Source organism: Pseudomonas sp. LW8, assembly GCF_041956865.1.
Lineage (GTDB): Bacteria > Pseudomonadota > Gammaproteobacteria > Pseudomonadales > Pseudomonadaceae > Aquipseudomonas > Aquipseudomonas siliginis.
Genome location: NZ_CP168138.1, coordinates 876,621 through 902,810, shown reverse-complemented (window position 1 = coordinate 902,810; position 26,190 = coordinate 876,621). Strand labels below are relative to the sequence as shown.

Here is a 26,190-nt window from a genome sequence, read left to right as displayed (position 1 = left end):
GCTCAGCGAACCGTGGTCTTGCTTAATGCAGACTCAGCCTCTTGCATCAGTGACTTGAAGAACCCGATCAGTTCATCGGCGGGGTCTTCATGGCCGGTGTAATACGTAACCAGCTCCGCGACCGTGCGGGCGTCTTCAAACAGACTGAGAAACGAGCGTTGCGCACGGGTAAGTTCTTTAGCCGGCGCCCCCGCCGCTGCAGCCTGACCCAATGTCAGCAGTCCGCTCAATACATCCTGCACATGCCCCAGCGCGGCGGAATAATCACCGCGCCGGTGCGACTGCGACGCGTCGTAGATGCTTTTCATCACCTGCACAGCCACCACCACAGTGCCTACGGGTGGCACCAGCAGGCTGACAATGTTTGCGGCCTTCAACAGATTTTCATAAACCACACTGGCGATTATTTCGTTGAGACTGGTGGTCCGTTCGTCGATGTCACTCAATACACGGCGCACTCGCTCGTCATGGAAAGTGAACAGATCGGGCAGTAACGAACGCTGCTGTGTGCGAATGACCGGTCGGGTATCAACCGTTGCGACCAGATTATCGAAGTAGTCATTGGTCACTTTCTGGTCAACCAGCAGTATCCGCTCGCTGTAATAGCTCCTGAATGGGCCTTTTCGAAAACGAATCGAAGGAATGAACTCAGCGATCGGTCGGAAGTTGACTTGATCCGGTGCGTCAGGCGTATAGAGCAAGTCGAAGAAACCTGACGACAACTTCAGTCGAAAAATATAAACGCCGCCAACCGCGCGGTCCCCAGGAGTCGTCAGACCCAGCGCGCCAATATTGAATTTATACAGCCCGATATCACCTTCGGCGGTGCTGGTCCCTACCGACTGATAACCGCCACTCTCTTTCAGGTTATCGATGACCCCTTGGACAGCAGAGAAAGACTCTGTCGATAATCTGCCGTTGGTGAAATCGGCAAACGCATTGCGATACATCTCACAGCGGATTTTCCGGGCGTGTACCGCGCGCTTGAAAGCGTAATCAGGATGAGCCTTGTTCAGATATTGCTCTTCCAGCATCGCGCTGTATCGGTCACCAGGGCGGAAGGTTTTCGATAGCGAAGACAAATCCCGGATATCCAGTTTTTCAACGAGGGGATGTCCATTCACCAAGTAATATTTGGGGCTGTACTTGGTTTCATAGGCCGGATGATCCGCTTCGAAAGCGAGTCCCTCAAGCAAGACGTCGGTAACGCTCTTACGAAACTCTTCGGTCTGAATAATGATCTGGTCGGGATTGACCGAAATGTTGCTGCCGCGCGAACGCAATAGGTCTTCTATCTGGGCTTTCACCGCGTCATAGGTGAACTGCTCGAATGTCGGAAAACCATTGTCTCTTGCATCAACCGTGGACAGCGCCTTGAGTTCGGTTGTCAGACGCGAATAGCGCTTGCGCCCCTCAATGCCAAGCGCCCGATAAGCTGCCGGTGCAATGGCCTTGTGCAGCGCAACTTCGGCTCGGTAGGCGACATTTACGTAGTCCGCCAAAGGTGCCTTGGCGTTCAGATAAAGATCGACCGGCCGGCTATCAAGCGTGTAGCGGTAGCTCAGTTGAGTACCAGCGCTGCCAAGCAACTCACCCGCCTCGTGCAGGTAGTCGGGATGAATCATCAATGCGGCGTATTCACGATCCGCCGACAATGCCGACTCCAGCCAGCGGTTCGCCGCGTAGATATCGGAAAATTTCTGCAGTTCGAATTGCCCGTCAGCTGTTTTGACCAACATCAGCGACGGTGCGTATTCTTTGGCCGAAATCATCAGAACATCTTTCAATGCTGGGACTTGCAGCCTGATTTTCAAGCCCTGAATAGTCACCGCAGGGTCGTTGGCCATGGCTCGCGCGATGATGTTCGCATCGGTGGAATCCAGCTTCCCGGACTGGCGAGCTACAAAAACTGCAAACTCCATCTGGCTGAAGAGATAGTTGCGATAGGCCTCCTGCCAAGCAACCGACGGCGAGTATGCAAGACTGCCGGTAAACTCCAGGCGCAGATTACGATTTTCCAGCCACTGCTCAAGCGCTACTGCCGTCAGCCGACTTCCGTCGGGAGCGCCGATGATGGTCAGAGTCGCTTTGTAACCATTGTCGTGCAGACCGAAAACAAGAAACTCCGTCAGCGTCCGGGTTTCTTCCTGCTCGATGGTCCGTCCGGCAATCTGCAAAGTGTACGAGCTATGGACACTGATCGCTTCAGGATCCAGGCGTTCGTCAAAGGCCCTCTGCGCCCATGCGGAGAACGTGCGCAGCACATAGTCCTTGAAAGAAAAACACGTATCGAACGCGCTCGAATATGCAGCCTCATACTGGTCTTTGGATTCTTCAAGCTCGCTATAACGTTGTTGAACATCGCTACCAGCGGCATGCAGCCAAAGCGGCCAGTCGGTGCGCTTCAGTGCCGCCCAGAGCAGATAGAAACGGGTGTCGATACCGTAACGCAGCACATGCAGGCCTTGATTCTCCTGAAGCATGGAGATCAGTGGTTTTTCCAGTTGTTCCCGGCCCCTGATCAAGGATGAAACATTTTCAAGCTGACCTTTGAGGTGAGTGTCGACACAAAAGACATGAGGACTTTGCGTGGCTTTTGGATAACTGATCTGCTCGCTACGCAGGGAAAGTCTCTGCTGAAGTTTGCTGTGCAAATCGGTATTTCTTTCAAAGAACTCGAAGCCGTTTTCCGGCGTGTGCAGCAGATAGGAAGTCGACTCGTTGACCAGTTGCATCTCTGCGACCGCACGCTCGGCGTTGTCCAGAACGAAACAGGGCTGGCGCACCAGAAGATAATCCTGTGCCGGTTGCAGGTTGACTTCAAACGCTGCGCGACCGGCATCTGCTTCCAGCAGATGAGCGAATCGCTCGCCCAATCGGGCATCGAAATTGTTGGCCATGACCGACAGCGACATCTCTGCACCGGTGACCACGGCATAGGCCTTGATGAAAGCCTGTTTGTTCGACAGCGGTGCATTGTCGGCATGGACGGGTTTCGCTGGCGCAGCCCAGAACTTTGCGATCTCGGCTCGCAATGTTTTTTCCAGTCCGGCAGTTACAGCAGCGATCAGATCTTCAACAACAATGGTATTGAGCACCTTGACTTTGAATTGCTCACTGAACGTATCCGGCAGAACAAAAACCCCATCGCCCCCCATAATATAGGCAGGACTTACATGGTTATTCAGACAATGAACCGTCACCTCCCAAAGAGTGCCTGATGGCCGATTTTCATCGGCAGGGAAAGCAGGATCCGTATTGATATAGACCTTGTCGATATCAACTGTTTTGCCCAGACGCTTCAATTCACCTTCAAGCATGTTGCGCAGAATATCCAGCACGCTCGGCATGGCGTCGATGATCTTGAACAGATCTGTTTTAGCCTGTGTTGCCTTTTCCCACTCTTCCGGCCAGGTAACCTGCTCACCGAAAGAACCACGCATCAAACTTTTATATAACTTGTCCACAAACTTTCCTTACTTGATTATCCAGAGCTGCAAGTGCAGCCACCGCCGATAATTGCAAGGTAGTTTCTTTTTCAGCCGACATGAAGCTCGAACAAATTACAAAACATGCCACCCAACAACAAACACCATGTTGTGCTACTGAAATTTACAAAACTAAACCAGTATCCCCATCAACTTGGCTTTCGCCACAGCCTGGGTTCTGCGTTCTACACCCAACTTACCGTTAATCCTCCTCGCATGGGTTTTTACTGTATGTAATGAAATAAACAGTTGCTCGGCAACTTGCTGATTAGAAGCCCCTTGAGCAATCAACATCAGCACTTCGCGTTCGCGCCGACTGAGGCCAGGCGCCTGATCATCGTTTTCCCGTGGCCAGGCAGAAACCTCCTTGCCAGACCCAGTGAGGCTACCTCGGCGTAATTCCCACTCGCGCACGGCTTGCTGCAATCGGCAACGCTCCGCCAGCGTTGCGGCTCGCTGGAACGCTTGCTGCGCCGCCGCCGTGTCACCGTGCGCTTCGGCCAACTGGGCGAAGGCCAGCAACAATTCCGTTTCCGCCGCCAACATGCCTTTGGCCTGAGCGCGCTTCAACAATCGCTCAATGGTTGACAGAGCGCTTTCGTCCGGGACCGATTGCGCATTCGCGCAGGCCAGCAGGTATTCGATGCGAATAATCAGTTCGAACGTCGCGGGTGGCGCCTGCAACGCCGAAGGTCCCCGGTAATGCCGTAACAGTCGGCTCAACGCTTCTTGCGCAAGATGCGGTCGGCCCTGCTGCAACCAGAACTGGCTGCTCACCTGCAACACAACACCGCGATAGACCGTATCGGGAATCTGCCGCTGCTGCATGACCCTTTCGGCCTCGCGCAGGCGTTCGAAAGCGCAGGCATAATCGCCGCGATTGCCGGCCAGTTGAGCCTGCCCCAAATAGCCATACAAGACTCGTTTGTCTGCACTGCGCAGGCAATCTTCAAGGCCTTCGCTGAACAACTGCGCAGCCTGCGCTTCAAGGCCCATGCACAGCGCCAGTCGTCCACGCCGCAGGGCAATCCGGCCGAGCAGCGGCACGGGCAGTGTGGCGCGTTGGCGCAGCAAGTGCTCGATCTCCACCAGCAGGCTTTCGGCACGCAAAGGCGCGCCCCGCTGCTCGAGCCATTGCGCATGGTCAAGCTCAAGCAAGCCTTCGAACAGCAAGGAGCCATGAGCCCGCGCCAGGCAGAGCGCCTCGCGGTTGAGGGCATGTGCCTGATCCAGCTCGCCGCACAGTAACGCCTGCTGGGTCAGTCCCGACAGGCACATCAGACGCGCCTGCCAGGCCTCGTCAGCCAGCGCAGACAAAGCCTCCTGAAAGCAGGCGCGTGCCGGCTCCATTTGCCCTTGCAGGTGAAACAGCCATCCCTGTTGCGCCTGCCAGCGGGCCAGCAGTTGCTGCTCCAGTTGCGCTGTCGGCTGCGGCATGAAGCGGCCGAGATGAGCCAGGCATTGCCCGGCCTGTTCGAACCGGCCGGCAAACAATAAGGCGCCCGTGACCAGCACGATCAGCTGTGGTGTCATCAGGGTCAGCTGCTGGCTTTGCTGCTCGTGCAAACGCAACAGCAGGACGACGGTCTGGTCTTCGAACAAGTCTTCGAAGCCGAAATGCTGCAACAGGCTGACGGCAGTTTCGTATTCCTCGGCCAACAACGCTTGCTCGAACGCCGCTCGCCAATCCTGCGTCGCGCTGAACCACTGACAGGCGCGCCGGTGCCAGGAACGCGCACACGGCCAGTGCGACTCCTGGATGATTCGCGACAGCGGGCGGAACACCTGGAGCCAGTCAGCGGATTGCTGCCATGGCTCGATAAAGCAGCCCAACACCTGCAGATCGTGCAGCAGCCGCGCGCCTTCGCCGGCGCCGAACAAATGCTCGCAAAGCGGCGCATTGAACCGTGGCAGGTGAGCCAGCACACGCCATGCCTCGTCCTGCTCCGGCGTCAGGTTGCTGAACAGTTCATGCTGCAGATAATCGAGCAGAGTGTCGACACGCTGCTGCGGTTGCAGGTTTTGCGACCAGTCGCATTTCTGCAGGAGCGCCATGCGCGCCCCCGCGCACCAACCGCCAGTACGCTGGATGATACGGGTGGCGACGCGGTCCGCCTGGTCAGGCGGCAAATGGTGCAACACCGATACAACTTCATCGTGAGTCAGCGCCAGGCTGGCGCTCTCGAATTCGTAGAGTTCGTCATCGAGCAACAGGCGCGGCCAGTTGCACTGCGGCCGGCGGCGAGTGCTGATCCACCAGGTGAGCGCCGGGCTGCTGACCGCCAGCAAGCGATCCAGCAGAGCATCCACAGCCGGATCCGGCAGCCGACTGTAATCGTCGATAAACAGCGACGTCGGCCTCGACCAATGGGCCAGCTCCGCCATCAGCTGCGTATCGTCAAGGCCTTCGACCAGCCCGAGCGCCCGCGTCAGACGCAGGCGAAATTCATCGGCGCTGAGCGCTGCTCCCGCCAGCGGCAGCCAGATTGCCTCGCACTCCGCGCGCACCTGAAGAAGACATTCGGTGAGCAGTGCGGTTTTGCCGCTGCCTGCGGGCGCGCACAACAGCCTGACCCGTGCGTTCGATGTCAGCAAAGGCGCAGTCAAGCGACTGCGAGGCTGATGATGTGAAGACAGCCTCGGCAAAAATCCGGGTCGATCCAGGCACGGGGTCATGGCGGTCATCGGGTGAGCCTTCTTATCGTTGTGCGCTCACCCTAGCCCTCTCCCGCGCCCTTGTTGACGAGTATTCAGCACGCTGATTGATGGCCATAAAAAAGGCGACCGTGCGGTCGCCTTTTGTCCAGCGGTACAGCAGAGCCGTTAGCGCACGCCCTCGGCGCGCAGGGCCGAAGGTGTGTAATCGGCAGCCTTGGCTTCAAAACCGAATTCGAAGCTGTGCTTCTCTTCGTTCTTCATGCCCAACGCAATGTAGCGGCCGGCAATGATGTCGTAGAGCGCTTCCAGCGTGTAAGCCTGAGCCTGATGATCGTAGTAGTACTGCGCGTGACCTTCGGCAACGCGCCACAGTTGCCCGCGACCGTCGTAGTGATCGGCCAGTGCCACTTGCCAGCTGTCCTCGTCGATGTACATATGGCGCTTGGCGTAGATGTGCCGCTCGTTCGGTTTCACCGTGCCGATCACTTCCCAGACGCGGTGCAGTTCGTAACGGGTCAGGTCCTGATTGATGTGCCCGGCCTTGACGATGTCGTCGTACTTGAGCTTCGGCGAGTCGAGCTTGTAGCTGTTGTAGGGAATGTACATTTCCTTCTTGCCGACCAGTTTCCAGTCATAGCGATCCGGAGCACCGGAGAACATGTCGAAGTTGTCGGAAGTCCTCAGGCCATCGGCCGCTGTACCCGGGCCGTCATAGGCCACTTGCGGCGCGCGCCGGACCCGGCGCTGACCGGCGTTATAGATCCACGCCAGACGCGGTTCCTTCACCTGATCGAGGGTTTCGTGCACCAGCAGCACGTTACCGGCCAGCCGCGCCGGGGCGGTCACCGATTGCTTGAAGAAGGTCAGCACGTTGGCGGCTTTTTCCGGGTCGATGTCTTTCATCAGTTGCGGCACGGCGATCTCTTCTTCGAAGCGGATCGGCGTGTAGCTGCCGTTGGTCTGCGGCGTGACCTGGGTAATGATCCGCCGCAGATTGCCACCGTGGTAGCGGGTGATGTGGTTCCACAGCACCTCGACGCCATTCTTCGGAATCGGGAAGGCGTAGTAGCGGTTGCCGGTGAAATTGGCCAGGCCGTTGCCGTCGTTGATTGCGTTGACGTTCAGCGCGCTGCGCTTGGCCGACTCATAGATTTCCGCCGGCGCGCCCACAGTGCGGTGGGTCGGGTAGACCGGAATCTTGTAGGTTTCCGGGTAGCGTTTGAACATCGCCACCTGGCCATCGGAGAGCTTGCTTTTGTACTGCTCGACGTTCGCGGCGGTGATGGTGAACAGCGGTTTTTCGTTGGCAAACGGGTCGGCGAGGAAGCCCTTGCTGTCCACCGCACCGGCGTTTTTCGGGATGCCGCCGGTCCAGGCCGGAATCGAACCGTCCGCATTGCCGGCCTTCTCGGCGCCGAGCGGGGTCAGGCTGGTGCCGAGCTTGTTCGCTTCATCCGGCGACACCGCCGCCATCACGTTGGCGGCCAGCAGACTCAAGGCCAGCACGCCACATTGCAGAATCGTTTTGCGCATTGCAGTCATCCTTCTCGGGCAGATCAGAAGTTCACGCCGAAGCTCAGGGCCACGAAGTCACGGTCTTCGAGGACGTTGTAGTCGCCACCGAAAAAGTCGGTGTAACTCAGGCTCGCGGTGTAGGTGTTGCGGTAGTCGGCATCGACGCCGAAGCTGATGGCTTTCGCACCTTCGTTGAACAGTCCGTTGGGGCCGTAACCGGCGACGTCGTGCGACCACGACAGGTTGGGCTTGAGGTTGATCCCGCCGATGACGTTGGCGTAATCGAGAATCGCCCGGGCGCGATAGCCCCACGAGGTCGAGGTGACGAAACCGTCGGTGTCGCCGCCGAAACCGTACTGGCCGTAGACCGAATCACGGCCATAACGCAGCTCACTGCGTGACTCCAGACCACCGACATGCACCACCGCTGCTTCGCCGACCACGGTCAGGCGTTCGGCGCCGAGCACCTGATCGAAGAAGTGCGTGAGGGTGCTTTGGATTTGCGTGACTTCCTTGCGCCGGTAGCCTTTGTTGTCGGCACCCGGCGAAGTGGCGAGTGGCGATGCGGTGCCGCCGGCAATCGGGTTGACCAGCGCCAGGGTGAGATCGTTGGTGTTGACCTGCACCGGCGCGTTCGGCCGGTAGCTGATCTCGCCGGTCCATGCGGTGCCGGTGGGCAGGGTGGTGGAGAAACTCGCGCCGTACAGGCGAATGTCTTCCGGATATTCGAGGTAATACTGACCGCGCCCGAGCATCACGCTCTGCGCCAGCCCCGCACCGCTGCCAGGCGCAAGGCCGTTCGCAATGCCGACCATGCCTGGCAACGCCGCCAGTGTCGACAGCCCCGCCGTGGTGGTGCCGACCGTCGGCGTACGGCTGTGGTAGTTCATGAAGTAGAGGCCGTACTCGGTGTCGTCGCCGAGCCAGCGCAGCGCCGTGCCCCACTGCCCGGAATCGCGCGCATCACGATCGCCGCCACGGGGGATCACCACGCCCTCGCGGGTGACCTGGATGCCTTGGCCGAACGCGGTGGTCAGCGGCACCAGTGGCGCCACCGCTGGGCTGCCGACGGTGTAGCCGTTGTTGCAACCGTCCGCCGCCACGTCGACGCCGAAGAACGTGCCGCAGTTGTCGAGAACGGTCTGGTCCCACTCCAGTTGGTAGAAGCCTTCGACCGAGAGTTTGTCGGTCAGGCTCTGCGAGCCAAACAGCATGTTCACCGGAATCAGGCCTTCCTTGATCTCGGCACCGGGACGGCGGAATGCCGAGACGTCGACCGGGTTGATGCTGTTGATCGAGTTGCCGATGAAGGTACTTTCACCCCAGCTCACCACCTGCTTGCCGGCCCGCACGGTGCCGGGCAAATCGGCGATGGCGTAGTTGTGATAGACGAAGGCATCGAGGATCTGCGCGCCGGAAGACTTGGCGCCTTCCTTGCGGCCGCTGTCGCTGATCTGTTTGAACTCGCGGTCTTCGTCCTTGAGTTCGAAGTCGTACCAGTATTTGCCCCGCACAAACACGCCGGTATCGCCGTACTTCAGTTCGAGGTCATGGATGCCCTTGAAGATCTTCGAAAAGGTTTCGCCCTTCTTGAAATTCAGGCGCCCGTCATCACCGGTGGACGATTGTCCGCTGCCGCCATTGACCGTGCCGACCAGCGAGTTGTCGGCATCGCGCAGGCCCCAGCTCGCGCCGACCGAAAGTGACGAGTCGAAGGTGCCTTCGATTTCGCCGATATTGAAGGCGACCGCGTGCGCCTGGGCGCCGCAACCCAGAGCCACCGCAGCGGCCAGCGCCTGCGGTGTGAAGATGGCGCGCATTGTTGTTTTTGTCATGCGTCTTCCCCGGTGAGTGACAGAAGGCCCCACCCTACTGCCGGGTGAAGCGGTCGATAAGCGCACCAAGGAGGTATTTGCGTTGTCGCTCGAAAGGATGAATGGCCTTGTACGGCGGGGCCTGGGGCGGTTCATGGACTGGCTGGATAGCGCGTCATCAGCGCCATCCATGCGCACGCCACTGTTGCGCGCCCCGTAACAGTGCATGTCTGGAATCGGTATTTTTCCTACAGGCTTGAGACCTTATTCTGAGCGCGCTTCCCCGGCACACGCCGCAAAGCGCCAAGCTCGCCACGCTGAATCGCGAGCGACTGGCTACAGATTCTGGATGAATCGATGTTTTCGGTTTACCGCCCCGGTGTTCACTGACGTTGATTTGTAGCTCCTTGATCCAACGTCTTACCTTGGCCGCTGCGTTTGCAGCGGCCTTTTTTATGGGCGTTTAAAAAGGCTGGTTAGCGGTTCGGGAGCGCTTCCGATCAGCGCGTCAGACATTTCTTCGAAGCTCGGACGAATTCCCTCTGCATCGATGAAAACCCGCGAAAACCCTTTCGACATAACGCCCTGTTACCGACGGGCTTCTCGGATTTGATTACCGCCACTCTGATGTAACTTGAAACACCTCAACCATTCGCTGGTGACACGGATGTCATCGCCACCCGTGCGCACTTTCGAGCGAGTGAAAACGCACATTCACAAGGATATGAATATGCCAAAGCCTCCACCGTTAGAACTGGATCCGCGCCAGCGTGACATTGCCGAAGCGGTGCGCCGAGAGCAGGAAGAAATCCGCGTACGCGAACAGGCGCGTCTGGCCGCGTTGGCGGAGAAACAGCGTCGGGATGCCGAACAGGCTCGACTGGCGGCTGAGACCGCGCGCCTGAATGCTGAGGCTGAAGCTCGGGAGAAAGAGCGGCTGGCTGCGTTGAAAATCGCCCAGGCCGAGGCACAAGCCAAAGCTGAAGCAGCGGCGCTGGCCAATGCGGCAGAACAGGCTCGGTTACAGGAGGAACGCAAGCATGTCTTTCCGGCTTATGGAGCAGTGGCCCGCAACGGCCCGGCCGTTTCTTTCGCTTCGACAGCCGTCCCGCTCAGCCCGGCCACCTCGGCGGGAATACTCAATGCGTTACGTACGGCAAAAGCGACCCTGACAGCGACGGGCACGGCGCTGTTCGGCAGTCCGGTACTGATGGGATTCGCAGCACTGTTGATGCCGTCACCTCTGGGCAACGGCGAACGCTTTGCGATGAGCGTTCCACTGGCCGAGTTGTCGTCCGAGCCGGCCGAGACGCTGCGTGAAATCGCAGACCGGCAGGGCACTTTGGAGATGCAGGTCGGGCTAGGGGTCAGGCGACTCGGGGCTGGCACGCAAGTGTTCGTCGCTATGAGCGATGACTTCCATATTCGCTCAAGTGTGCTGGTTCTCAATGCCGCATACGATCTGGTCAACGACTTATACAAGATCGCGCTATCGAACTCGCCCACCGACTTGCTGACCTGGACTCCGGCTATCTCGCCGGGAGACCAATCGACCGCCTTGCCAATAGCGGATACCGATTCGCCCGCCTATTCCGGCGCTTCCATTTTTCCGGTTGAAGGGCTGCTGGATCTGAACCCGATCCTGGTCGAAGGCTGGGATCGATTCATCATCGTGTTTCCGGCTGATTCGGGGATAGAGCCGCTTTATGTGGTGTTCAGTAGTCCTTATGAGGGGGCAACCGAAAAGGGAAAGCACAGCGGGCGTGGTTTCAACCCAGACGAGACTGGAGATGAAATGACATAGTCACTGTGTTCGCGTTACTTCAGGCAACGCCACATCTGGACATGATGATCAGACGCCACAATCGAGACCTGATCAACGAGTATGGGACCCTGGAAGCGTCGTACTCTCGGCTCTTCGCTGCCGGGATTTTGCTGGAGGGGGAAAAGGGCCTCGCTATCAAAGGACCTAACTGGAAGCCGCCCAAGTTCATGACAGAACAAAGATACATTTGAAAACTGGAGCCACCAGCCGCGAAGGCTGGTGGCTCCGTTACCTTCAAATCGAATACTTCTGCAAATTCGCCATCATTTCCTTCAACGCTTCAATATTGTCCTTCGGATGCGCCGCCCCTTCGAAATCACAAATCTGCTGCCAGTGCGCCGCGACGTCTTCCGGCGAGAACCCCTCGCGCGGATCGAAGCCGGCACCGAGGCTGCGCTCCCAGCGCACCTTGCCCATCCAGCCGCCGCCGACTTCGAACAGGCCGGACGTTTCCTGGCATTGCTCGCTGGCCAGATACACCACCAGCGGGCTGACCAGTTCCGGCTTCAGTTGCTCGAATACTTGCGGCGGGATCAGGCCCTCGGTCATGCGCGTGCCGCCGGTCGGGGCGATGGCGTTGACCAGAATGTTGTTCTTGCGTCCTTCGATCGCCAGCGTTCGGGTCAACCCGTACAGCCCGAGTTTGGCCATGCCGTAGTTGGATTGGCCGAAATTGCCATAGATGCCTGAAGTCGATGCAGTGAAAATCACGCGACCGTAGTTTTGCTCGCGCAGATGCGGCCAAGCGGCACGGGTAACCTTGTAGGCGCCTTCGACGTGGACGCGATAGACCAGATCCCAGTCGGCGTCGTCCATCTTGTGAAACGACTTGTCGCGCAGGATCCCGGCGTTGTTGACTACGACGTCGACGCGGCCGAAGGCATCAAGGGCGTTCTGTACCAGTTTGTCGCCGTCAGTCACCGAGTCGTGGTTGGCTTCGGCAATACCGCCGGCCTCGCGGATTTGCGCCACTACGCGGTCGGCAGCCGAAGCGTTGGCGCCCTCGCCCTGCGTCGAGCCACCGAGATCGTTGACCAGCACTTTGGCGCCCTGTCTGGCGAACAGCAGCGCATGCGCACGACCGAGGCCGCCACCGGCGCCGGTCACTATCACGACTTTATCTTCGAAACGCACAGGTTCATTCATCGCGGCAACTCCAGCAGGCCAAGGGATATTGCCCCGAGTGTCAGGCACGGCGCTTTGGGTCACAACGAACACGGCTGCGGCTGAATGGTGCGCGATAAGGCTGAGGGATGATCGAGTGTCAGGACGCCGAGAGCCCGTGCTCTCGGCGAGAATCAGGAGTACGCCACTTTGCGCGGAGGCAATACCAGACGATCGCGGAACGCCAGATAGTGCTTGAGTACCAGCACCGGCGCCTCGGTTTGCGGATAGTGGCCAATGCCGGGTAAGAGCACGGTGTCTGCATCAGGGATCAGTTCGCGATATCGCTCGACCATGTGCACGCCGGAGATCGGGTCAAATGCGCCATCGATCACCCGCAAGGGAATGTCACCCTGCTGCATGGCCGTCACCCAGCGCTCACGTTGCACCCGGCGCTCGGGAATGTAAGTGATCAATTTATGCAGGATGCGCGGGCCGTGGTTGCTGTCGACCAGACTCCAGTAATCATCCAGCTCGCTTTCACTTGGCTGGGTCTGCGGGCCGAAGATCTGCCGGAAACCTTTGACCAACGCCTCACGACTGAATGCGCGACCAAGCAGCCAGCCAATCGGGCTGAGCAGCAGTTTCTGCATCAGCAGCGGACGATGGGTTTCCGGAAACAGACCGCCATTAAGGAATACGCAACTGGCCACTTCAATGCGCTTTTCGTAGTGCCGCGCGAGCAGTTCCTGAGCAACGCTGTCGCCATAGTCGTGGGCAAGAATATGCACCGCTTGTTCAACCTGCAGATGGGCGAGCAGCGCCTGTTGCAGATCGGCCTGTTCCAGCAGGCTATAGGTGTGATTGCGCGGTTTCGCCGAATCGCCGAAACCGAGCATATCGCAGGCGATCACCTGATAACGCTGGGCCAGTGGCTGCCACAGGTAATGCCAATCCCAACTGGCGGTGGGGAAACCGTGAATCAACAGCAACGGTTCACCCTGCCCGACTGTCCAGTAGCGGATCGACTGGCCACGAAAGACAAAAGTCCGGCTGCGCTTGCGCCAGACACACAAAGGAATCTCGGCAAGTGGCATTAGAATTTATACCCCGGATCCTGCAGGTCGAGTTTGCGCAGCAGCGCCGGCCACGCCAGCGCGCCGCCCATGCCCTGCGCGCTCTTGGTGACGCCGGCAATCATCGCTTTGGCGCCGGCGAGAATCTGCGGTTCGATGGCGATCAGTTCGGTCCCTCCAGTCTGCGCCATGACCTGAATGTCGCAGGCCCGCTGGAAAGTGAACATCATCAGAAAAGTGTCGGCGATAGTCCCGCCGCAGGTGAGCAGACCGTGGTTGTGCAGCATGAGGAAACTGTTGTCGCCGAGATCGGCTTGCAGGCGCGCCTTTTCTTCATGATTCAGGGCCACGCCCTCGTAGGCGTGATAGGCCAGGCTCGACAACACGAACAACGACTGTTGACTGATCGGCAACACCCCCTGCCTTTGCGCCGACACCGCAACGCCTGACGCGGTGTGCGTATGCAGCACACAAACCACATCGTGGCGCACCTCGTGGACGGCGCTGTGAATGGTATAGCCGGCGGGGTTGATTTCGTAGGGGCTGTCCATGAGTTTGTTGCCGGCCTGATCGACTTTCACCAGGCTTGAGGCGGTAATCTCGTGGAACATCAGGCCAAACGGATTGATCAGGAAATCTTCAGTGCCGGGCACCTTGGCCGAGATATGCGTGAAGATCAGATCGTCCCAGCCGTGCAGCGCGACCAGACGGTAACAGGCGGCAAGATCAACGCGGGTCTGCCACTCGGCAGCGCTGACCTGATCTTTGACGTTCGGCGACGATTGGACGGGGGCTACGCTCACTGTATGCACCTCTGCGTTCTTCTTGTTCTGCTCGTGTCAGCAGTCTAGTCAGGCGCAGGGCATCGCGTAGTTGCATTGGCAGCCAGCTTGATGACTGAACGAGTCAGCCGGGCAAACAGCCTGGATCCGTTGCAATGCAACAACGCTTATAAGGTGCAGCGATTATTGCCCGCAATCAGCCTTTGAGCGCTTCAATCAACTGCGCCAGCCACGGCTCGGCATCGGTTTCCGGCGTGACGCTTTCGCTGGCGTCGATGCGCAGCATTTCCTGAACCTCGTTTACGCCCAGTTCGGCAAACAGTTCGCGCATCTGCTCGCCACCGCCGCAGAAGGTGTCGCCGTAGCTGGCGTCACCGAGCGCAATCACCGCGCCGGGCAGGCCCCGCAACGAAGCAGGCAACTGATCGCGCAGCATCGAATACAACGGTTGCAGGTTGTCCGGCAGCTCGCCCATGCCAGTGGTCGAAGTGACGGCCAAAAGAGCCTCAGGAGCGAACGCCTGAATATCGGCCAGCGCGGCCCGCGAGTTGTAGAAGGTTTCAAAGCCGGCGGCTTTCAGCAGGTTCTGGGCGTGGCGGGCGACTTCTTCGGCGGTGCCGTAGACTGAACCTGAGAGGATGGCGACTTTCATCAATCTGATCCTGGAACTGAAAAAAAAGAGCCGCGATAGTAACAGCCCATGCTGCGAAGTTGCGATTGGCTCTCAATGGAAGCTGATGGCCTATAGACAGTCCGCGGCTTTCTTCTAGAATGCCTGCCACTGACATAACGGAAGGGATTCTCGGATGATCAACGCCCGTCTGCTGCAAATGGTGATCAATGCTTCAAACGAAGGAATCGTCGTCGCCGAAAAGGAAGGTGACCGAGATAACATTCTTATCTACGTCAACCCCGCCTTTGAGCGCATGACCGGTTATAGCAGCGAAGAGATCCTTTATCAGGACTGTCGTTTCCTCCAGGCTGGGGACCGTGATCAACTCAGTCTGCAACCGATTCGCGACACATTGCGCGAAGGCGGCTCGTGTCGTGAGGTTCTGCGCAACTACCGCAAGGATGGCACGCCGTTCTGGAACGAATTGTCATTGTCGACGGTAAAGAATGCCGAGGACGGGCAGACTTATTTCATCGGCGTGCAGAAGGATGTAACGGTTCAGGTCAAGGCGCAGCAGCGGGTTGCGCAGCTGGAAGCTCAAGTGGCGGCGCTGCAAAGCGAGCTGGCGGCACTCAAAGCGACGAACGGCGCAAACAAAACCGCGAACTGACGGTCATTAACTACAATCACCAATGACTTTGTAACTATTCACTTCGAGTTAGCCATGCAGCGCGACGCCCTCCTCACCCAGGACGAGCTGGATTTCATCCAGACAATGCAGCACAACCCGCAACTGAACGTGCGGGATGCGACGTCGAGTCTGCTGGTTAATGGTGGTTCGCAGATCCGTGACCTGCTGACACGTCTGGCTGCTCACGAGCAGGTGACGATCCAGGCCAACTTCGAAAATCAGCAGATGACTTTCCCGCTGCATCTGGTGGAAGACGAGTTCCACGCACTGCATCTGCGTCTCGGGGTGCCGAGCATCTATGAAGATGGCCCGATGGTGCGGCCGTGGCGCCTGGTATTGGAAGAGCCGGTGGCATTGGAAAACGCCAAAGGCCAGCCCGGCACGCTGTGGGTGCACGAGGTGTCGCACAAAGGTGTGTTGCTGGAAGTGCGCAACAAGACCAAACCACCGAAACATTTCGCCCTGTGGTTCAGCCCTTCCGGTTATGAGCGCATCTCGTTGCGCGGCCATTTCGAGCGTGAAACCGAGCAAGGTTTCTTCGCTTACGAACTGAGCCAGACCGATGCCGACGAAACCGAGCGCCTGCGCCAGTTCATCCTTCAACAGCATCGCCTGACCCACCCCGCCCTGCACGCCTGAGTCTCAGGTATCCAGCTTGCCTGCCATGAATTGCTTCATGCGTTGACGCATCGTTGCGCCCTCATTCCCCAGACATGCAACGGATGAACCGGCCAGACTGTCTTCGGCCAGTTCCGAGGCATCGCCGGCCAACATCAATTGGCAATCGAGGCTCAGTGCCAGACGATTCAGGCGCCGGGGCAGCTCTGGACCGGGGGCATGATTGGAAAACAACACAAGTGCGTCAGGCTTGACCTTTTCGCAGACCAGCGTCAGTTCATCGAACGGCTGGCCCGTGGTCAGCACCCGCACGCCAGAGTCGTTGCCGCTGAGAAACAACGCCGCGACCAGCAACTCAAGCTCTCTGCACTGCCCCGCGAGCGCGCTGACAATCACCCGGCGCGGTTGCGCACCCCGCAACATGACAATGCGCTGCAGTACACGCACCCTGAGAAATCCGTCGAGAAACAACCATTCGCTGGTTTGCCCGAAAGCGTCCTGGCGCTGCAGCAGTTGACGCCACAACGGCATCAGAATGGCTTCGAACACCACCGGCAGCGCGTACGACGAGAAAATCTGCCCGTAGACGCGATCCAGCTGCTGATCGTCGAACGCACTGACCGCCTGCTGAACCTGCTCCTGCCATTGCTTGTAATCAGCCTGCACATGGTCATCGGGGATAAAGTTTGCCAGCACCTTCAGAGGCTCTGTCTTCGCCAGGATCTTGCCGACTTTGCTCACGGCCACGCCGCGATCGATCCAGTCGACAATGCTGCGCACGCGCTCGATATCGTTCATTGAATACAAACGATGCCCGCTTTCGGTGCGCGTCGGCTGGATGAGTCCATAACGGCGCTCCCAGGCACGCAGGGTCACCGGGTTGACGCCGGTCAGGCGCGCCACTTCGCGGATGGGAAACAGCTCTTCGCGCTCGATCGTGCCGAGTACTGTTGAAGCCGGGCGAGTGTCCGTGTTTACAGGCATCTGGCGGTCAACTTCCATGTCGGTTCATTGGATCCCATTTTAAACATGATGGACTGGAAACCTTCAAGTAGTGATCTGCGACGAAAGTGGCTGGTTTAATCGGCAAATTCAGGAATAATCCTTGCTTGTCGTAAAGCGCAGGCCTCTACCCCGGCCTGCGTCAGGCGAAGTTCTTACCCGGAACGACGCACTCGAAATACGGAGATACAAAATGTCTACTTCCCCCGTTACGTTGATGGTAGCGCGTCGCGTCGCTGATGGCCGCTATCACGATCTCATTGCATGGTTGCGCGAAGGCGAGCAACTGGCCACCGACTTCCCCGGCTACCTCGGCTCCGGCGTCCTCGCGCCACCGCCCGGTGACAACGAATTCCAGATTATCTTCCGCTTTGTCGATGAGCAGACCCTGCACGTGTGGGAATACTCGGCGTCGCGTACCGCCTGGCTGAACCGCGGCAGCGATTTGTTCGAACACCCTAAAGAGCACCGGGTCAGCGGCATTGAAGGCTGGTTTGGTGCTGCCGGCCAACGCCCGCCGCGCTGGAAACAGGCCGTGGCGATCTGGCTGGCGTTTTTTCCAGTGTCGCTGATATTCAACTTTGCCCTCGGCCCGCTCCTCGCTGAGCTGAGCCTGTTGCCGCGCATCTTGATCGGCACGGCGTGCCTGACGCCGCTGATGGTGTATTTCTTCATCCCGTTGTCGACGCGTCTGCTGGCGAACTGGTTGAACAGCACGCCGACGAGGCCATTGGCTGGCGCACCGTCGGCGCAGAATCGCTGATCTGCAGCGGGCGGCGAGCCTGTTATAGTTTTCGCTTCAACCGCGATGCGAGCCGCCCATGCCAGATTCCGCAGCCCCGATCCTCATCACCGGCGCCGGCCAGCGTGTCGGTTTGCACTGCGCGCAGCGCTTGATCGAGGATGGCCACCCGCTGATTTTCACTTACCGCACCGAGCGACCGGGCGTACAGGCCCTTCGCGATCTCGGCGCGACAGCGCTGTTCGCGGATTTTTCCAGTGAGGCAGGAATACTGGCCTTCATTGATTCACTGAAAGCGCACACCGACACTTTGCGCGCGATTGTGCACAACGCCTCCGAATGGCTGGCGGAAACCCAGGGCAGCGAAGCACAAGCCTTCAATCGCATGTTCAACATTCACATGCTCGCGCCTTACCTGATCAACCTGCACTGCGCCGGGTTGCTGCAACGCTCGACACCTGCCGACATCATTCACATCAGCGACGACGTCACCCGCAAGGGCAGCAGCAAGCACATCGGTTATTGCGCCAGCAAGGCCGGGCTCGACAGTCTGACCCTGTCGTTTGCCGCGCGCTTTGCGCCCGCCATCAAGGTCAACGGCATCGCCCCGGCGCTGTTATTGTTCAACCCCGACGATGACGCGGCGTACCGCACCAAGGCGCTGGCCAAGTCCGCCTTGGGTATCGAGCCCGGCAGCGAGGTGATCTACCAGAGCCTGCGCTATCTGCTCGACAATCCCTATGTCACCGGCACGACCCTGACCGTCAACGGCGGCCGGCACGTCAAATAGGCCGTCCCGCTTCAGCCGCGAGTCGAGTAAGATCCACCTGAACGCCTGCAATAGACTGGACGGAGCAAATCAATGCCACAACTTCAACCGGGAATGGCGCGCATCCGGGTCAAGGATCTGCGCCTGCGCACCTTTATCGGCATCAACGAGGACGAAATCCTCAACAAGCAGGATGTGCTGATCAACCTGACCATTCTGTACGCAGCGCAGGAAGCGGTGCGTGACAACGACATCGACCACGCGCTGAATTACCGCACCATCACCAAAGCGATCATCGCCCACGTCGAAGGCAACCGCTTCGCCCTGCTCGAACGCCTGACTCAGGAATTGCTCGATCTAGTGATGACCAATGCATCGGTGCTGTACGCCGAAGTCGAAGTCGACAAACCGCACGCCCTGCGCTTCGCCGAGTCGGTATCGATTACGCTCGCAGCGAGCCGCTAGCTTCAAGCTTCAAGCCGTAAGCGTTAATCTAACGCCCCCCACAATTCAATCTTGCAGCTTGTAGCTTGCCGCTTGAAGCTGTCTCGAAGAGCCCCTTATGACCGAGCAACAACGCCTGGAACTCGAAGCCGCCGCCTTTCGCCGACTGGTCGCTCACCTCGACAGCCGCAAGGACGTGCAGAACATCGACCTGATGAACCTCGCCGGGTTCTGCCGCAACTGCCTGTCGAAATGGTACAAGGCCGAAGCCGACCAACGTCAGATCGAGGTCAGCCTCGATGACGCCCGCGAAGTGGTGTACGGCATGCCCTACGCCGAGTGGAAAGCCCAATACCAGCAAGAAGCCAGCGCCGAGCAGCAAGCAGCGTTTGCCAAAGGAAAACCCAATGACTGATCTGAACACCCTGCGCGCCAGCCTCAAGAGTGGCGAGCATGCTTTCGCCGACACCCTGGCGTTCATCGCCGCCGGTTATGACTACCAGCCGCAAGCATTCAACAACGGCGGCGTGGAAAACGCTGCCGGGCAGAACGAAGGCTCGTGCAAGACCCTGGGTCTGGCACTGCTGGAAGGCTTGAGCGATGAAGAAGCGCTGCTGGCTTTCGGCGAGCATTACCGTTCGGTCCTGGCGACGCCCGAGGGCAGCGATCACGGCAATATCCGCGCGTTGATCAAGCACGGCCTGGCCGGGGTGAAGTTCAGCGCCCAACCCCTGACCCGCCGCTGATCCCCAACAGCCACACATAACACCTGTGGGAGCGAGCCTGCTCGCGAAGACGGACTGACATTCATCGATGATGTCGACTGATACACCGCTTCGCGAGCAGGCTCGCTCCCACCTGGATGCGTGGCGACTGCGAATCTCGGGCACAAAAAAACCGGCCAATCTGGCCGGTTTTTTTTATGCCCTGCGGTCTTAGAACGTGGCGTTCTGCAAGCCGTCCAGGTAACGCTCGGTGTCCAGTGCCGCCATGCAACCGGCGCCGGCCGAGGTGATGGCCTGACGGTAAACGTGGTCAGCCACGTCACCGGCAGCGAAGATGCCTTCGACGCTAGTGGCCGTCGCATTGCCTTCACGGCCGCCCTGCACAACCAGGTAACCGTCTTTCAGCGTCAACTGGCCTTCGAACAGCGAAGTGTTCGGGGTGTGGCCGATGGCGATGAACACGCCGTCGACTTTGATCTCGTCGAAGCTGCCATCGTTGTTGCGCAGGCGCGCACCGGTCACGCCCATGTTGTCGCCGAGGACTTCGTCCAGGTTGGCGTTCAACTTGAGAATGATCTTGCCTTCAGCCACACGAGCGTTGAGCTTGTCGATCAGGATCTTCTCGGCGCGGAAGGTTTCGCGGCGGTGGATCAAAGTCACGGTGCTGGCGATGTTGGCCAGGTACAGCGCTTCTTCGACAGCGGTGTTGCCACCGCCAACCACGGCGACCGGCTTGTTGCGGTAGAAGAAACCGTCGCAGGTTGCGCAGGCCGACACGCCTTTGCCCATGAACGCTTCTTCCGACGGCAGGCCCAGGTAACGGGCGCTGGCGCCAGTGGCGATGATCAGCGCATCGCAGGTATAGACGGCGCTGTCGCCGGTCAGGGTGTACGGCTTGGCAGCGAAGTCCACGGCGTTGATGTGATCGAAGACGATCTCGGTCTCGAAACGCTCGGCGTGCTCGCGCATGCGCTCCATCAACACCGGACCGGTCAAGCCATGAACATCACCCGGCCAGTTGTCGACTTCGGTGGTGGTGGTCAGTTGACCGCCGGCCTGCATGCCGGTAATCAGCAGTGGCTTGAGGTTGGCGCGGGCCGCGTAGACCGCAGCGCTGTAACCGGCGGGGCCGGAACCGAGAATGATCACTCGCGAATGACGGACTTCAGACATGAATCTGCTCCTGTTGGCCGGCCATGAAAAAATCTGGCGCGGACGCCGGACGGCCGGCGGAATAAAAAAGGACCGTGGACACCTTGGGGAAGGCTTGAACTCGACAGTCCTGTAAAAAGTTGGGTGCAGCGTATCGAGGGGGGCAAGATTAAGGAAATACGGTTTAACAATCCAGCTCATAGGTGGTCTCTATGCCGAGACGGTGACGAGATAGACCTCTTTGTTACAGTGAATGTCGATTGCTCTGCCGCGCTTTCGCCGCTGGGGCAAAGTCGGTAACGTCGGCGCGATTTCCCTTGCTTCGGAGCACCTTATGCCCGCCCCTGTTCTGTCAGGCCCGCAATACCTGCGCGAAGGCCTCAAACTGGTCCTGAGCCCTGGCCTGCGCCTGTTCGTGTTGTTGCCGCTGGCTATCAACCTGGTGCTGTTCGTCGGATTGATCTATCTGGCCGGCCACCAGTTCAGCCTGTGGGTCGACACGCTGATGCCCTCGTTGCCTGAATGGCTGAGTTTCCTCAGCTATATCCTCTGGCCGCTGTTCGTGGTCCTCGTGGCCTTGATGGTGTTTTTCACCTTCACCATGCTCGCCAACATCATTGCCGCACCGTTCAACGGTTTCCTCGCGGAAAAAGTTGAAGTGGTGGTGCGCGGCACCGATGATTTCCCGGCGTTCAGCTGGGGCGAACTGATCGCGATGATCCCGCGCACCCTCTCCCGGGAAATGCGCAAGCTCGGCTACTTCCTGCCGCGCGCCATTGGCCTGTTCATCCTTTCGTTCATCCCGGTGGTAAATATCGTCGCCGCGCCGTTATGGCTGCTGTTCGGCGTGTGGATGATGGCCATCCAGTACATCGACTACCCGGCGGACAACCACAAACTCGGCTGGAACGAGATGCTCGCCTGGCTGCGGCAGAAGCGCTGGCAGAGCATGAGTTTTGGCGGGATCGTCTATCTGGTGTTGCTGATTCCGGTGGTCAACATCCTGATGATGCCGGCGGCGGTAGCCGGGGCGACGTTGTTCTGGGTGCGTGAACGTGGTGCCGAAAATCTGGTGATACAGCACTGACCGCGTCACAAATCCATCATCCAAATGTCACAACGTCGACATGGCCTCAGCCGACACTGAGGTCATGACGACAGCTCTACATATCACCCTCATCAGCGAAACCTTCCCACCGGAAATCAACGGCGTGGCCAATACCCTTGGCCGCTTGTGCGAGGGTTTGCGCGCACGAGGGCATCAGGTGGAGCTGGTGCGCCCGCGCCAGGCCGGTGATCCACAACGCAGCGAAGACGATGCACTGTTGCTGTGTCGCGGATGGCCGCTGCCGGGCTATCCGGGGCTGCAATGGGGCCAGTCGTCGATGCATAAACTGCTGCGGCGCTGGAAACGCCAGCGCCCCGATGTGCTGTACATCGCCACGGAAGGCCCGCTGGGATTGTCAGCACTGCGCGCCGCACGGCGCCTGGGGATTGCGGTGGTGAGCGGCTTTCACACCAACTTCCAGCAATACACCAGCCAGTACGGCCTCGGTCTGCTGACGCGGATGCTTACCCACTACCTGCGCTGGTTTCACAATCGTTCGGCAATGACTTTGGTGCCGAGCGCCAGTCAGCGCCTGGAGTTGGAGCGGCGGCATTTCGAGCGGCTGGCGTTGTTGTCGCGGGGTGTGGACAGCCAGTTGTTTCATCCGAGCAAACGTCAGAGCGCGTTGCGTGAGCAATGGGGGCTCTCTGACACGGATATCGCGGTCATCCACGTAGGAAGGCTCGCCCCGGAGAAAAATCTGGGCCTGCTCAAACGCTGCTTTGAAACCCTGTCTGCGACTTATCCACAGCGCCATCTGAAGCTGATCGTGGTCGGTGACGGCCCGCAGCGTTCGGCGCTGGAAAAAGAATTGCCGGAAGCGATCTTCTGCGGCGCGCAGCGGGGTGAAGTACTGGCGGCGCACTATGCCTCAGGGGATCTGTTTGTATTTCCCAGCCTCACCGAAACCTTCGGCAATGTGGTGCTGGAAGCCCTGGCTTCTGGACTCGGCGTTGTTGCCTATGACCAGGCGGCGGCGGCGCAGCATATTCGCCATGGCTACAACGGCGTTTCGGCAATGCCCGGCGATGAGCAGGCGTTTTGCGAAGCGGCGGCGTGGTTGCTGGAGGAAGATGAACGGTTGCGTTGTGTGCGGCTGAATGCGCGGCAGCATGGCAGTCGCCAGGGCTGGGCGGCGATTATCGAGCAATTCGAGGGGTATTTGCGGGGGGCTTGTGTGGGGGAGTTGGTGGTGCCTGGGGCGCAGACACAACCATAGATTTGCGTCGACATAGAAACAGCGTTCGCGAGCAGGCTCGCTCCCACATGGGCACCGCATTCCGTCATATGAAATGCAGTAGAGGGTGGGAGCGAGCCTGCTCGCGAAAAGGTCGAACTGGCGCTGCTTAAACCAGGGTCATCAACGCCTCACGACTGAACGGCAGAATATCCTGCTCACGTCCTTCACGGACTTTCTGCGCCCAGTCCGGATCGACCAGCAGCGCGCGGCCCACTGCTACCAGGTCGAACTCTTCTTTGTTCAGACGCTCCAGCAGATTTTCCAGGCTGGCCGGTTGCGCGACCTTGTCGGTGTTGACCATGAACTGCAGGAACTCGCCGTCCAGGCCGACGCTGCCCACGGTGATGGTCGGTTTGCCGGTCAGCTTGCGGGTCCAGCCAGCAAGGTTCAGATCCGAACCGTCGAACTCCGGCTCCCAGAAGCGTCGGGTCGAGCAGTGGAAAATGTCCACGCCAGCGTCGGACAGCGGCTTGAGAAATTCGCCCAGCGCTTCGGGGGTTTGTACCAGACGCGCGGTGTAATCCTGCTGCTTCCACTGCGAGAAGCGGAAGATGATCGGGAAACCCTCACCGACAGCTGCGCGCACTGCTTGAATCAATTCGATGGCAAAACGCGAACGGTTGGCCAGGCTGCCACCGTATTCGTCGCTGCGCTGATTGCTGCCTTCCCAGAAGAACTGGTCGATCAGATAACCGTGGGCGCCATGGATTTCCACACCGTCCATACCGATGCTTTGCGCATCTTTGGCAGCCTGGGCAAACGCAGCGATCACGTCCTGGATGTCCTGCTTGGTCATGCCGTGTACCACGACCTGACCGTCCTTGAGTTTTTCCGACGGACCGTAGCCCGGCACGCTGGCATCCGGCTCGGTGCCGAGGCGACGTACGCTGCCGACATGCCACAGTTGCGGGACGATCTTGCCGCCCTCGGCGTGCACGGCGTCGACAACTTTTTTCCAGCCGGCCAGCGGCGCTTCACCGAAAAACTGCGGCACGTTTGGATAGCCATTGGACGCGATGTGGCCGACCGTGGTGCCTTCAGTGATGATCAGACCAACCCCGGCGGCCGCACGACGACGGTAGTACTCGATGACTTTGGAATTCGGCACGCCGCCCGGGGAGAACGAGCGGGTCATTGGCGCCATGACGACGCGGGTCGGCAGTTCGAGGGCACCGAGGTGGAACGGTTTGAATAGGGCTTGAACAGGCATCGAGAGGCTCCACGAAAACGTTGGCGACAGGCATGAATCGATATGACGCCGATAATATTGAGAGTCGAGAGCTCTGAACAGCATTATTGATTTTGGTGATTAAGGATCAAAAGATTGAAAAGCAAAAGATCGCAGCCTTCGGCAGCTCCTACACGAGATTGGTGTTCTCCCTGTAGGAGCTGCCGAAGGCTGCGATCTTTTGATGCTGCTTTTCAGCCCAGCGCTTGTTCAATCGCATGCACGATGGTCGGATCATCCGGCGCCGTGCGCGGCGAGAACCGCGCCAGCACCCGGCCGTCCTTGCCGAGCAGAAACTTCTCGAAATTCCAGGTGATGTCGCCGGGAAACTCGGCGCCCTCGCCCGCCAGCAGGCGATACAAATGATGCCGCTCGTGGCCGTTGACTTCGAGTTTGCTCGCCAACGGGAACGTCACGCCATAGTTGAGGCTGCAGAATTCCTGGATTTCCTTTTCCGAGCCTGGCTCCTGACCGGCAAACTGGTTGCACGGCAGGCCCAGCACAGTGAAGCCTTTGGCCTTGTATTGCTGGTAGAGGTTTTCCAGTGCCGCGTACTGGGGGGTCAAGCCGCATTTGGAGGCCACGTTGACCACCAGCACGACTTGGCCCTTGAACGGCGCCAGCGGTAGCTCCTGACCATCCAGGCCGGTCAACTTAAGGTCGTGAAAAGCACTCATGCCGAACTCCAGGATTCTCGTGTTCTACTCGAAACAGCCACTTGGCGAGGCCACCAAGGACAGCCGCGGACTAAAAAGGCGCCCACAGGCGCCTCTCCAGTACTCGAAGCTTAGCGCAGAAAATCAGTGGTGATGGCCACCTTCGCCATGGACGTGGCCATGAGCGATTTCTTCCTGGCTGGCGTCACGGATATCAACGATCTTAACCTTGAAGTTCAGGCGCTGACCGGCCAGAGGGTGGTTGCCATCAACGGTGACGTCGTCGCCGTCCAGGTCACGAATGGTGACGATCTGCATCTGGCCGTCCGGCGCCGAAGCGTGGAACTGCATGCCGACTTCCAGCTCGTCAACGCCTTCGAACATGCTGCGGCTCAGGGTGCTGACCAGCTCGGCGGCGTATTCGCCGTAAGCATCTTCCGGCTCAACGGCCACTTCCAGCTCGTCGCCGACAGCTTTGCCTTCCAGGGCTTTTTCCAGGCCCGGGATGATGTTGCCTGCACCTTGCAGGTAAACCAGCGGAGCGCCGCCGGCGGAGCTGTCGATGACCTCACCAGCGTCGTTGGTCAGGGTATAGTCGATGGAGACAGCCTTATTGGCGGCGATCAGCATGGGGCGAGACCTTTTGCATAAGAATATAGAAAGGCCAAGTTTAGCGAAGCAATCGCGTGAAAGCGACCACAACCCGGACAAACGGGTTTCGACCATCACCGGCTTTCATCAGGACGAAGATGGCCATTGGGTGGTCGAGCTTTCCTGTGGCCACACCCAGCACCTGCGCCACCAGCCGCCGTGGCAAACCCGCGCCTGGGTCCTGGATCCGGCGCAACGTATTGAAAAAACAGGTCAACCCTTTGCCTGCGGTTGGTGTGCACAAGGCTCGGTTAGCGATAACCTTGGCGACTGAATTTCGGTAGTCGGC

General features: G+C 59.0%; 24 protein-coding genes. 11 read left to right on the top strand and 13 right to left on the bottom strand.

What is annotated here, in order from left to right; translation table 11 throughout:
• Positions 1-2: 2 nt before the first annotated feature.
• The 4 genes from AB9L16_RS04090 to AB9L16_RS04075 form a co-directional block, all read right to left on the bottom strand.
• Positions 3-3,467 carry a dermonecrotic toxin domain-containing protein gene (locus AB9L16_RS04090; protein WP_375123139.1) on the bottom strand — a complete coding sequence of 1,155 codons (3,465 nt, stop codon included), beginning with the start codon at positions 3,465-3,467 and terminating at the stop codon, positions 3-5.
• Between the two features lie 153 nt (positions 3,468-3,620).
• On the bottom strand, positions 3,621-6,173 hold the full coding sequence (locus AB9L16_RS04085; protein WP_375123138.1) for a LuxR C-terminal-related transcriptional regulator: 2,553 nt from the start codon (positions 6,171-6,173) through the stop codon (positions 3,621-3,623).
• 138 nt (positions 6,174-6,311) lie between these two features.
• Entirely contained in the window at positions 6,312-7,679 is a 1,368-nt protein-coding gene (locus tag AB9L16_RS04080; protein ID WP_039759308.1) for a DUF1329 domain-containing protein, read from the bottom strand.
• Between the two features lie 23 nt (positions 7,680-7,702).
• Positions 7,703-9,496: a DUF1302 domain-containing protein gene (locus AB9L16_RS04075; RefSeq protein WP_236169711.1), complete on the bottom strand. Its 1,794-nt coding sequence runs from the start codon at positions 9,494-9,496 to the stop codon at positions 7,703-7,705.
• 709 nt (positions 9,497-10,205) lie between these two features.
• On the opposite strand from AB9L16_RS04075, the gene AB9L16_RS04070 reads away from it, so the two are divergent.
• Positions 10,206-11,279, top strand: coding sequence for an S-type pyocin domain-containing protein (locus AB9L16_RS04070; protein WP_375123137.1), 1,074 nt, complete (start codon positions 10,206-10,208; stop codon positions 11,277-11,279).
• 255 nt (positions 11,280-11,534) lie between these two features.
• On the opposite strand, the gene AB9L16_RS04065 is transcribed toward AB9L16_RS04070, so the two are convergent.
• The 4 genes from AB9L16_RS04065 to AB9L16_RS04050 all read right to left on the bottom strand — a co-directional run bounded on the left by AB9L16_RS04065 (position 11,535) and on the right by AB9L16_RS04050 (position 14,914).
• On the bottom strand, positions 11,535-12,446 hold the full coding sequence (locus AB9L16_RS04065; protein ID WP_041478004.1) for an SDR family oxidoreductase: 912 nt from the start codon (positions 12,444-12,446) through the stop codon (positions 11,535-11,537).
• 152 nt (positions 12,447-12,598) lie between these two features.
• Positions 12,599-13,501, bottom strand: coding sequence for an alpha/beta fold hydrolase (locus AB9L16_RS04060; RefSeq protein ID WP_236169712.1), 903 nt, complete (start codon positions 13,499-13,501; stop codon positions 12,599-12,601).
• Positions 13,501-14,283 carry a class II aldolase/adducin family protein gene (locus tag AB9L16_RS04055; RefSeq protein WP_041478002.1) on the bottom strand — a complete coding sequence of 261 codons (783 nt, stop codon included), beginning with the start codon at positions 14,281-14,283 and terminating at the stop codon, positions 13,501-13,503. Before AB9L16_RS04055 ends, AB9L16_RS04060 begins: the two co-directional genes overlap by 1 nt.
• A 175-nt stretch (positions 14,284-14,458) precedes the next feature.
• On the bottom strand, positions 14,459-14,914 hold the full coding sequence (locus tag AB9L16_RS04050; RefSeq protein WP_041478001.1) for a flavodoxin: 456 nt from the start codon (positions 14,912-14,914) through the stop codon (positions 14,459-14,461).
• Positions 14,915-15,068: 154 nt separating this feature from the next.
• On the opposite strand from AB9L16_RS04050, the gene AB9L16_RS04045 reads away from it, so the two are divergent.
• Together AB9L16_RS04045 and AB9L16_RS04040 are read left to right on the top strand one after the other, a co-directional pair.
• Positions 15,069-15,545 carry a PAS domain-containing protein gene (locus AB9L16_RS04045; RefSeq protein ID WP_375123136.1) on the top strand — a complete coding sequence of 159 codons (477 nt, stop codon included), beginning with the start codon at positions 15,069-15,071 and terminating at the stop codon, positions 15,543-15,545.
• A 54-nt stretch (positions 15,546-15,599) separates the two neighbouring features.
• Positions 15,600-16,205 carry a hypothetical protein gene (locus AB9L16_RS04040; protein ID WP_024011639.1) on the top strand — a complete coding sequence of 202 codons (606 nt, stop codon included), beginning with the start codon at positions 15,600-15,602 and terminating at the stop codon, positions 16,203-16,205.
• A 3-nt stretch (positions 16,206-16,208) separates the two neighbouring features.
• Here the strand turns inward: AB9L16_RS04040 and AB9L16_RS04035 are convergent, their stop codons facing one another.
• Positions 16,209-17,168: a MerR family transcriptional regulator gene (locus AB9L16_RS04035; protein ID WP_252878154.1), complete on the bottom strand. Its 960-nt coding sequence runs from the start codon at positions 17,166-17,168 to the stop codon at positions 16,209-16,211.
• A gap of 211 nt (positions 17,169-17,379) precedes the next feature.
• On the opposite strand from AB9L16_RS04035, the gene AB9L16_RS04030 reads away from it, so the two are divergent.
• The 5 genes from AB9L16_RS04030 (at position 17,380) to AB9L16_RS04010 (ending at position 19,887) form a co-directional block, all read left to right on the top strand.
• A complete protein-coding gene (locus AB9L16_RS04030; RefSeq protein WP_375123135.1) occupies positions 17,380-17,949 on the top strand; it encodes an antibiotic biosynthesis monooxygenase in 570 nt (189 codons plus the stop codon).
• A gap of 58 nt (positions 17,950-18,007) precedes the next feature.
• On the top strand, positions 18,008-18,718 hold the full coding sequence (gene folM, locus AB9L16_RS04025; protein WP_375123134.1) for a dihydromonapterin reductase: 711 nt from the start codon (positions 18,008-18,010) through the stop codon (positions 18,716-18,718).
• Positions 18,719-18,790: 72 nt separating this feature from the next.
• Complete coding sequence (gene folX, locus AB9L16_RS04020) at positions 18,791-19,162, top strand: dihydroneopterin triphosphate 2'-epimerase (RefSeq protein WP_016771653.1); 372 nt, start codon at positions 18,791-18,793, stop codon at positions 19,160-19,162.
• A 97-nt stretch (positions 19,163-19,259) separates the two neighbouring features.
• Entirely contained in the window at positions 19,260-19,556 is a 297-nt protein-coding gene (locus AB9L16_RS04015; RefSeq protein WP_039759325.1) for a DUF1244 domain-containing protein, read from the top strand.
• Positions 19,549-19,887, top strand: a complete 339-nt coding sequence (locus AB9L16_RS04010; RefSeq protein ID WP_305382229.1) for a HopJ type III effector protein — start codon at positions 19,549-19,551, stop codon at positions 19,885-19,887. The genes AB9L16_RS04015 and AB9L16_RS04010 overlap by 8 nt, the downstream gene beginning before the upstream one ends.
• Before the next feature lie 189 nt (positions 19,888-20,076).
• On the opposite strand, the gene trxB is transcribed toward AB9L16_RS04010, so the two are convergent.
• Positions 20,077-21,039, bottom strand: coding sequence for a thioredoxin-disulfide reductase (gene trxB, locus AB9L16_RS04005; RefSeq protein WP_016771656.1), 963 nt, complete (start codon positions 21,037-21,039; stop codon positions 20,077-20,079).
• Positions 21,040-21,352: 313 nt separating this feature from the next.
• Between trxB and cysZ the strand changes: the two genes are divergently transcribed.
• Both cysZ and AB9L16_RS03995 read left to right on the top strand, forming a co-directional pair.
• A complete protein-coding gene (gene cysZ / locus AB9L16_RS04000) occupies positions 21,353-22,105 on the top strand; it encodes a sulfate transporter CysZ (RefSeq protein WP_038861129.1) in 753 nt (250 codons plus the stop codon).
• 40 nt (positions 22,106-22,145) lie between these two features.
• Positions 22,146-23,345, top strand: coding sequence for a glycosyltransferase family 4 protein (locus tag AB9L16_RS03995; protein WP_375123133.1), 1,200 nt, complete (start codon positions 22,146-22,148; stop codon positions 23,343-23,345).
• A gap of 127 nt (positions 23,346-23,472) precedes the next feature.
• On the opposite strand, the gene AB9L16_RS03990 is transcribed toward AB9L16_RS03995, so the two are convergent.
• The 3 genes from AB9L16_RS03990 to AB9L16_RS03980 form a co-directional block, all read right to left on the bottom strand.
• The gene (locus tag AB9L16_RS03990; protein WP_375123132.1) at positions 23,473-24,576 is read right to left on the bottom strand and encodes an NADH:flavin oxidoreductase; all 1,104 of its coding nucleotides are present in this window, start codon (positions 24,574-24,576) and stop codon (positions 23,473-23,475) included.
• Between the two features lie 212 nt (positions 24,577-24,788).
• Positions 24,789-25,271 (bottom strand): glutathione peroxidase, encoded by a 483-nt coding sequence (locus AB9L16_RS03985; RefSeq protein ID WP_056782968.1) that lies wholly within the window; start codon positions 25,269-25,271, stop codon positions 24,789-24,791.
• 123 nt (positions 25,272-25,394) lie between these two features.
• Positions 25,395-25,880, bottom strand: a complete 486-nt coding sequence (locus tag AB9L16_RS03980; RefSeq protein ID WP_056782966.1) for a peptidylprolyl isomerase — start codon at positions 25,878-25,880, stop codon at positions 25,395-25,397.
• Between AB9L16_RS03980 and AB9L16_RS03975 the strand changes: the two genes are divergently transcribed.
• Complete coding sequence (locus AB9L16_RS03975) at positions 25,849-26,175, top strand: DUF3565 domain-containing protein (protein WP_082530248.1); 327 nt, start codon at positions 25,849-25,851, stop codon at positions 26,173-26,175. The genes AB9L16_RS03980 and AB9L16_RS03975 overlap by 32 nt on opposite strands.
• The last annotated feature ends 15 nt before the right edge of the window (positions 26,176-26,190 follow it).

Excerpts from the sequence above, each read along its gene's own strand:
- AB9L16_RS04085 (WP_375123138.1), bottom strand. The coding sequence starts at position 6,173 with ATGACCGCCATGACCCCGTGCCTGGATCGACCCGGATTTTTGCCGAGG.
- AB9L16_RS04080 (WP_039759308.1), bottom strand. The coding sequence starts at position 7,679 with ATGCGCAAAACGATTCTGCAATGTGGCGTGCTGGCCTTGAGTCTGCTG.
- AB9L16_RS04075 (WP_236169711.1), bottom strand. The coding sequence starts at position 9,496 with ATGACAAAAACAACAATGCGCGCCATCTTCACACCGCAGGCGCTGGCC.
- AB9L16_RS04070 (WP_375123137.1), top strand. The coding sequence starts at position 10,206 with ATGCCAAAGCCTCCACCGTTAGAACTGGATCCGCGCCAGCGTGACATT.
- AB9L16_RS04065 (WP_041478004.1), bottom strand. The coding sequence starts at position 12,446 with ATGAATGAACCTGTGCGTTTCGAAGATAAAGTCGTGATAGTGACCGGC.
- AB9L16_RS04060 (WP_236169712.1), bottom strand. The coding sequence starts at position 13,501 with ATGCCACTTGCCGAGATTCCTTTGTGTGTCTGGCGCAAGCGCAGCCGG.
- AB9L16_RS04050 (WP_041478001.1), bottom strand. The coding sequence starts at position 14,914 with ATGAAAGTCGCCATCCTCTCAGGTTCAGTCTACGGCACCGCCGAAGAA.
- AB9L16_RS04045 (WP_375123136.1), top strand. The coding sequence starts at position 15,069 with ATGATCAACGCCCGTCTGCTGCAAATGGTGATCAATGCTTCAAACGAA.
- AB9L16_RS04040 (WP_024011639.1), top strand. The coding sequence starts at position 15,600 with ATGCAGCGCGACGCCCTCCTCACCCAGGACGAGCTGGATTTCATCCAG.
- AB9L16_RS04035 (WP_252878154.1), bottom strand. The coding sequence starts at position 17,168 with ATGCCTGTAAACACGGACACTCGCCCGGCTTCAACAGTACTCGGCACG.
- AB9L16_RS04030 (WP_375123135.1), top strand. The coding sequence starts at position 17,380 with ATGTCTACTTCCCCCGTTACGTTGATGGTAGCGCGTCGCGTCGCTGAT.
- folM (WP_375123134.1), top strand. The coding sequence starts at position 18,008 with ATGCCAGATTCCGCAGCCCCGATCCTCATCACCGGCGCCGGCCAGCGT.
- folX (WP_016771653.1), top strand. The coding sequence starts at position 18,791 with ATGCCACAACTTCAACCGGGAATGGCGCGCATCCGGGTCAAGGATCTG.
- AB9L16_RS04015 (WP_039759325.1), top strand. The coding sequence starts at position 19,260 with ATGACCGAGCAACAACGCCTGGAACTCGAAGCCGCCGCCTTTCGCCGA.
- AB9L16_RS04010 (WP_305382229.1), top strand. The coding sequence starts at position 19,549 with ATGACTGATCTGAACACCCTGCGCGCCAGCCTCAAGAGTGGCGAGCAT.
- trxB (WP_016771656.1), bottom strand. The coding sequence starts at position 21,039 with ATGTCTGAAGTCCGTCATTCGCGAGTGATCATTCTCGGTTCCGGCCCC.
- cysZ (WP_038861129.1), top strand. The coding sequence starts at position 21,353 with ATGCCCGCCCCTGTTCTGTCAGGCCCGCAATACCTGCGCGAAGGCCTC.
- AB9L16_RS03995 (WP_375123133.1), top strand. The coding sequence starts at position 22,146 with ATGGCCTCAGCCGACACTGAGGTCATGACGACAGCTCTACATATCACC.
- AB9L16_RS03990 (WP_375123132.1), bottom strand. The coding sequence starts at position 24,576 with ATGCCTGTTCAAGCCCTATTCAAACCGTTCCACCTCGGTGCCCTCGAA.
- AB9L16_RS03985 (WP_056782968.1), bottom strand. The coding sequence starts at position 25,271 with ATGAGTGCTTTTCACGACCTTAAGTTGACCGGCCTGGATGGTCAGGAG.
- AB9L16_RS03975 (WP_082530248.1), top strand. The coding sequence starts at position 25,849 with ATGGAGACAGCCTTATTGGCGGCGATCAGCATGGGGCGAGACCTTTTG.
- AB9L16_RS03980 (WP_056782966.1), bottom strand. The coding sequence starts at position 25,880 with ATGCTGATCGCCGCCAATAAGGCTGTCTCCATCGACTATACCCTGACC.